The organism is Segatella sinensis (assembly GCF_040095255.1).
GTDB classification, from domain to species: domain Bacteria; phylum Bacteroidota; class Bacteroidia; order Bacteroidales; family Bacteroidaceae; genus Prevotella; species Prevotella sinensis.
Genome location: NZ_JBBNGE010000092.1, coordinates 1 through 6,532, shown reverse-complemented (window position 1 = coordinate 6,532; position 6,532 = coordinate 1). Strand labels below are relative to the sequence as shown.

The window sequence follows — 6,532 nt, the reverse complement described above, 5'->3', positions numbered from 1 at the left end:
ACAGATATTCACCAGCGGAGCCGATTGCTATGTTTCACTCAGAATGACCACACTGGTCAGACTGGATTCAAAATATGCTCCTTTTTAAAGTGGGCTCAGTCTTTTTATATGTTGCTTTTATAAATGTTGTTTTATTAGACTTCTGATTTTTCCTCCAGTTCTATCTCTAGGATGGATTGGGTGTCGGGGATGATTCTGCAGTGTTCTGATGTTCTTTCTCCGATGAGCCAGATGATTTCTCCTGTCTTGTCGGTCAGTACATGTTGGCTCATTTTCTCCATATAGTTTCGCTTGCGGTCTGTCAGATAGTCGCTTACCAGCTTCGTTCCCTTCATGCCGAAAGGTTTGAATCTGTCGCCTTGCTGGGTGAGTCGATAGGTGAGCGGGAAACTTACCTGATTGGCATCCAGGGTGATGCGATGGCTTTCCTTGCTTGGCGTAAAGTCGGCTGTGCGAGGGTAGCGGCGGATTCTGATTCTCGTGTTTCCGGCAAAACTGTAATTTCCTTCTTCCGGAAGGCGGAAAGCTTTTTCTTTCTGCAGGTTATCCATTTCTTTCTGAGGTGTGATAAGCAGCTTTTCCCGGTCGATGCAAAGTATGTATTCGTTGCTTTTCCAAATCTTGCCTATTCCACCGTCCTGGCTGTTCATACTTTCTATGATGCCGTCGATGGTATCACCATGAAAACCATAGCTGCCGATTAGCTGATGGAGCATGAACTCCGGACTTGCCGCCTGCATCACGAGTTGCTGGCCGATGGTTATGGTATTGCCGGAATCATCGGGCTGCGATGGTACGTCCACAGCGTCATCGAGCATCATCTTAGCCTGTCTGAGGTATCTGGCCGATTGGGCGATGTTCTCCCTGGCAGCAGGGTTCAGCGTTTCCAACAACGGAATCACGTGATGGCGAATCTTGTTGCGCAGGGCATCATCCTCCAGGTTGGTGGAGTCGGTGACGTAGTCTTGCCCCTTTTCTGCGAGATAGTCCAGGACGTCCTGTCGGCTGATGCAGAGTAGGGGGCGCAGGATGTTTCCGTTTTTGGGAGCAATGGCAGCGAGTCCATCCACCCCCGAACCTCTCAGCAGATTGAGCAGTAGCGTTTCTACATTGTCATCTCTGTGATGTGCCACGCAGATGCCGTCGGCTTCAATGTCTCGGGCGAGTTGAGCGAAATAGCGGTAGCGCAGATCCCTGGCAGCCATCTCGATACTCACCTTGTGCTTTTCGGCATAGGTGAGGGTATCGAAGTGGATGCGATGCAGGCAGATGCCTTCACGCTCGCAGAGATCTACGCAGAATTGTTCGTCGCGCTCGCTTTCTTCGCCACGCAGGTGGAAGTTGCAGTGGGCTGCATGGATGGGCATCCCCAGGTTCTTGAGAATAAGGAGCAGAGCTACACTGTCTGCTCCTCCCGAGAGGGCAACAATATAAGAACCGTCGTGCTTCCACATTCCGTGGCGCACGATATAGTTTCTGACTATCGTTTCTATCTTGTTCATATTCTATATTCCTGAATCTTCATCTTCTGAATCTTTCTTTGCTGTAATTTATTCCACCTGCCTTGAAAATCTAACCTTGAAGTTTCTTTTAATGTCCTTCTTTCAGAAACTCCTCAGCGCGCTGGAGATCTTCCGGGGTATCGATTCCCACGGTCTCAACGTCTGTGGTTCCCACCTTGATCTTGTATCCGTTCTGCAACCAGCGCAGCTGTTCCAGGCTTTCTGCAATTTCGAGAGAACTTTGTGGTAGCTGTGTTACCTCTCTGAGTACTTCCTTGCGATAGGCGTAGATGCCCAGATGCTTGAGGTAAGGGAAATGCTGGAGCCACTCCTCTCGCTCCTTACCTCGTACGTATGGGATGACGCTGCGGGAGAAGTAGAGAGCGAATCCCTGGTTGCTGACTGCGATTTTCGGACTGTTTGGATTCTCTACAGCCTCCATCGTGGTGAAAGCCTTGCCCAAGGTCGCAATCTGGGTTGTTGGGTCATCGAAGCAATGACAGATGGTTTCCAGCTGGCTTTTTGCCACGAAAGGTTCATCGCCCTGTACGTTGACGATGACATCCCAGTCGCCGCCTATCTTCTCGATAGCCTCCTCTATGCGGTCGGTTCCGCTCTTGTGGTCTGTACGGGTCATTACCGCCTTACCGCCAAAAGCTTCCACGGCATTGAAAATGCGCTCATCGTCAGTAGCCACGTATGCTTCTTCTAAAACAGCAGCTACCTTTTCATATACATGCAGAATAACAGGCTTGCCACCAAGCATGGCAAGAGGCTTGCCAGGGAAACGCGTTGAAGCGTATCTTGCAGGAATAATACCGATAAATTTCATAAGCTTCTTTTTTATTATCGCTTCAGAGCGATGTTGTAATTGTAATAATGTGTATTGCCGGTGATGTCTTCGAGCACCTGGATGAAAGGAGGGAACTTCACGCTCTCGCGTTTTGCGATGCCTTTGGTTTCCAGGATCATCAGGTCTTTTACTGGCTCTGAGAATGAATCCAGCTCGAAGTACTGACCTTTCCAGATAAAGCTCTTGCGGTGCTTGCGGATGGTAGCACGGTAAGGGTCTGCCTGCTGCAGCATATTCTCGTAGAGATTGGCGCTGATCTGTCGCTCGGTCTCAATCTGTTCGTTGTCGGCTACGCGCTTCTTGGTGGTGTGAACATATACGTACTTGCCACCTTCGAATCCGCGGCGACGGAGACGGATCTCGCTGCCTGGTTCTCCCGAAAGATAGGTCTGGACGATATCGCTGTCGATGGCATTAGGAACTTCGCCGGTCAGTTTCACGATATACTTTCTTTCCTCCTCGATAGGTTGTGGAATTCCCAGCACATTGCTGATCTCCTTGAGTACACGGTTCAGCTTGTTGTTGAAGTCCTCGTGGTTGTTGATTACTCTCAGATGTGGATGGCCCTTCCAGGCGGAAACGATTCTCTTGTCCAGTTCTCTGGCTATCTGCAATCCCTTTTCGTCAGCCTTTTCCACTCGCTGGGCATTGTTGGCTGTGGTGTAGAATTGTTCAGCGCCATCTGCGGCAGAAACCAGATGCAGTACGGCATCGTAGCGTTCACGCAGCTGGGTGTTGGTGTATCCCTGCTCGGAGATGATGCGGTTCCAGAAGTCTTCTGTCAGATAGGTGGAGATATCCATCGTGCCACGGTCGCAGACGATGATGACCGGCTTGTCGATGGTTTCCGCCATTTTGGTGAAACTGTCTTCCAGTCCAATCTGAGTCAGGAAGGTAGCTTTTTCTCCCTCGAAGAAGAACTTCTCGTTTTTGGTGAGATAGTTCATACCTGCCTGGGTGAACATGGTAGGAACCTCAGGAATCGTAAACACCTTGTATCCAAGACCAGAGAAGTGGTCGATTATTTTTACCAGCGCAGTGGTTTTACCTGCGCAAGGACCACCTGTAAGTACAATTTTCTTAATTGTATTCATTATCTTATTTTTTGTTATTATCAGATGCGTCATGGGATGCGTCAAGCGCCCTCATTCTTTTTATGGGTGCAAAGATAGCAATAAATTCTTTAAGAAAGAAAAAAACTTTCGGTTTTATTTTGTATTCTAAATGAATTAATGTATCTTTGCAAAGTTAAACGACAAGAAATAACAGATGATTTACTTCATTTCAAAGAAATTAGAAATATCAGCAGCCCATTCGCTTACCCTCAGTTACGAGAGTAAGTGCAGCAGTCTGCATGGTCACAACTGGCAGATAGAACTCTTTTTTGTGGGCAGAGAGTTGAACCAGGATGGCATGGTGATAGATTTTACCCATGTCAAGAAAGCGGTGCATGGCAAGATGGATCATGCCAATCTCAACGAGGTGTTTGATTTCAATCCTACCGCCGAGAATATCGGAAGATGGCTCGTGGATCTCTTCCCTGAGTGCTATAAGGCTACGGTGCAGGAGAGCTTCGGTAATACTGCCGTGGTGGTTGACGAAGAGAAAATCAGAGGAATCGAGCATCTGGTTCCTTAATATAGGAGCTGGTAATTAATATTAGGAAAAATGTATAAAGTTAACGAGATATTCTATTCCCTTCAGGGAGAAGGAAGATGGTCGGGCAGGCCAGCCGTGTTTGTTCGTATGAGCGGCTGCAATCTGAAATGTCCTTTCTGTGATACCGATTTCAAGGGATATAAGGAGATGAGCGCCGAGGACATCCTGGCTGCGTGCCTGGAGAAGGGCGGCGATTGCCGCTTCATCGTTCTTACCGGTGGCGAACCAACCCTGCAGGTGGATGCGGAACTCATCCATCTCCTGCATCAGCAGGGATATTATCTTTCGATGGAAACCAACGGCACCCACGTGGTTCCTGAGGGCATCGACTGGATTACCTGTTCGCCTAAGTTGGACTTCACGGAGGGCGGCGAACTTGCCTTGAAGAAGGTGGATGAGTTGAAACTGGTCTTTGACGGCACCCACGAAGTAAGCAATTATGGATTGGAAACCACCTATCAGTATCTGCAGCCTTGCGATGTGGGCAATGATGCCCGCAACCGCTTTATCCTCTCCGGCTGCATCGACTATGTGAAGCGGCATCCGGAATGGCAGCTTTCACTCCAGATGCATAAGATCGTGGGAATCCGATAAATCTCTTAAGATAATTCCGATAAATTTTATAAGATAATCATGTAAGATCATTACAAGATCATAATAAAACAATAATAATATAATGGAAAAAGTAAAGACTTTGATTATAGGTAGCGGTCCTGCGGGATATACAGCTGCCATTTATGCAGGTAGAGCTGGTCTCAATCCTGTATTGTATTCTGGTATGCAGCCAGGCGGCCAGCTTACCATCACCACGGAAGTAGAGAACTTCCCTGGTTATCCTAATGGAGTGGATGGCACCCAGATGATGATGGACATGAAGGAGCAGGCTGCCCGTTTCGGTGCGGATCTGCGCGACGGAAGCATTTCCAAGGTGGATTTCTCTTCCCGCCCTTATCATCTTACCGATGAGCGTGGCAACGAGATTGAGGCTGATACCGTGATTATCGCTACAGGTGCTTCTGCCAAGTATCTCGGTCTGGCTGATGAGGAGAAATATCGTGGACAGGGCGTTTCTGCCTGTGCTACCTGCGATGGCTTCTTCTATCGCAAGCGTATGGTTGCCGTAGTGGGTGGTGGTGATACTGCCTGCGAGGAGGCGATGTATCTCGCTGGTCTTGCCAAGAAGGTGTATATGATTGTACGCAAGCCTTATCTCCGTGCTTCTGAAATCATGCAGAAGCGTGTGAAGGAGAAGGAGAACATCGAGATTCTTTTTGAGACCAATACGCTCGGCTTGTTTGGAGAGAATGGAGTAGAGGGTGCTCATCTAGTTCGCCACATGGGGGAGGCCAACGAGGAGAAGTTTGATATTGCCATCGATGGTTTCTTCCTGGCTATCGGCCATAAGCCTAACACTGATCTCTTCAAGGATTTCATCGATTTGGATGAGCAGGGATTCATCAAGGTGGTTCCTGGTACTGCGAGCACCAATCTTCCTGGCATCTTTGCTGCTGGCGATGTTGCCGACCCGGTTTATCGTCAGGGCATTGTTGCAGCCGGCTCTGGTGCCAAGGCTGCTATCGAGGCAGACAGATATTTGCAGCAGTTGTAATCACAGAACTTATAAAAGTTAGATAAAAACAAATCCGCAGGAGTTTAGAATAACTCTCTGCGGATTTTTTTGTATGGAGAAAAGTTTTGCGGAAGATGAGGGATTCAAACCCCCGATACCCGGAAGAGGGTATACCGGATTTCGAGTCCAGCGCATTCGGTCACTCTGCCAATCTTCCTTTGTCTGATATTGTTTCAACGACAATGCAAAAGTACTGCTTTTTGATGAACCGACAAAATATTGAACGAAAATTTTAACTAAATTAACCCTCAAGCCTCCAACGGTAACTACTCAGCACCCCTATGGGCATGAGTAGTTACTGAATGTTGTGCAGGCATAATCAAAAGCGAACTCATTTCATTTTCGCTGATTTTTGCGATTTTCGGGCAGATGTCGGGATTTCTCCCAAATTCGTGAGTTTTGAGCCATATAAGAGCCGTTTTGCGGCATTTTAGGACTGATTTTGTGGGTTTTTCGTAGTTTTCGGGGGTTCGTGCAGGATTTACCGCTCATCTAGGAAGAAGCCCGATGGATGCGATATAGCCCCGCTCCGTACCCTCTCTATACCTTCTCCGTACCAAGTCTTAGTGTTTGCAGGTGCTTTTCTATCTTTCTAGTTGGGGAGATTTATTTCAATACTGCGTTAAATTAACATTTAATCGTCTGTAAATCAATAACTTATATTAAGAAATGCTTATGAAAAATCAACTATAAAAAAGTTGGTCAAGTCGCTGATTTTCAGCAACTTTGCAAATCACGACAAACGCAAAATTATATGAATACAGGACTTGACCAATATATGGATATCTTTAAAGATGCAGTTGATGATTCTGCTGCAAAGATAACAAAAAGTTTCGAGAAAATACTCATCGAGGTGATAATTTTGTTCATGGTAATACCAAGAAAGAT

Annotated in this window: 6 protein-coding genes and 1 tRNA gene; 3 read left to right on the top strand and 4 right to left on the bottom strand. The window is 47.2% G+C overall.

Annotation, left to right across the window (positions count from 1 at the left end; translation table 11 throughout):
• Positions 1-134 precede the first annotated feature (134 nt).
• The 3 genes from tilS to AAAT87_RS14885 form a co-directional block, all read right to left on the bottom strand.
• Complete coding sequence (gene tilS, locus AAAT87_RS14895; protein WP_349226857.1) at positions 135-1,502, bottom strand: tRNA lysidine(34) synthetase TilS; 1,368 nt, start codon at positions 1,500-1,502, stop codon at positions 135-137.
• Between the two features lie 88 nt (positions 1,503-1,590).
• A complete protein-coding gene (gene kdsB / locus AAAT87_RS14890) occupies positions 1,591-2,334 on the bottom strand; it encodes a 3-deoxy-manno-octulosonate cytidylyltransferase (RefSeq protein ID WP_295025590.1) in 744 nt (247 codons plus the stop codon).
• A 14-nt stretch (positions 2,335-2,348) separates the two neighbouring features.
• Entirely contained in the window at positions 2,349-3,449 is a 1,101-nt protein-coding gene (locus AAAT87_RS14885) for an AAA family ATPase (protein WP_089542473.1), read from the bottom strand.
• A 178-nt stretch (positions 3,450-3,627) separates the two neighbouring features.
• On the opposite strand from AAAT87_RS14885, the gene AAAT87_RS14880 reads away from it, so the two are divergent.
• From AAAT87_RS14880 to trxB, 3 genes are all read left to right on the top strand, one after another.
• Positions 3,628-3,993 carry a 6-pyruvoyl trahydropterin synthase family protein gene (locus AAAT87_RS14880; RefSeq protein WP_089542795.1) on the top strand — a complete coding sequence of 122 codons (366 nt, stop codon included), beginning with the start codon at positions 3,628-3,630 and terminating at the stop codon, positions 3,991-3,993.
• 30 nt (positions 3,994-4,023) lie between these two features.
• On the top strand, positions 4,024-4,608 hold the full coding sequence (locus AAAT87_RS14875) for a 7-carboxy-7-deazaguanine synthase QueE (RefSeq protein WP_295025666.1): 585 nt from the start codon (positions 4,024-4,026) through the stop codon (positions 4,606-4,608).
• Between the two features lie 82 nt (positions 4,609-4,690).
• The gene (gene trxB / locus AAAT87_RS14870; RefSeq protein WP_296973297.1) at positions 4,691-5,623 is read left to right on the top strand and encodes a thioredoxin-disulfide reductase; all 933 of its coding nucleotides are present in this window, start codon (positions 4,691-4,693) and stop codon (positions 5,621-5,623) included.
• Between the two features lie 89 nt (positions 5,624-5,712).
• Here the strand turns inward: trxB and AAAT87_RS14865 are convergent.
• Positions 5,713-5,801: transfer RNA gene (locus AAAT87_RS14865), tRNA-Ser, on the bottom strand.
• Between the last annotated feature and the right edge of the window lie 731 nt (positions 5,802-6,532).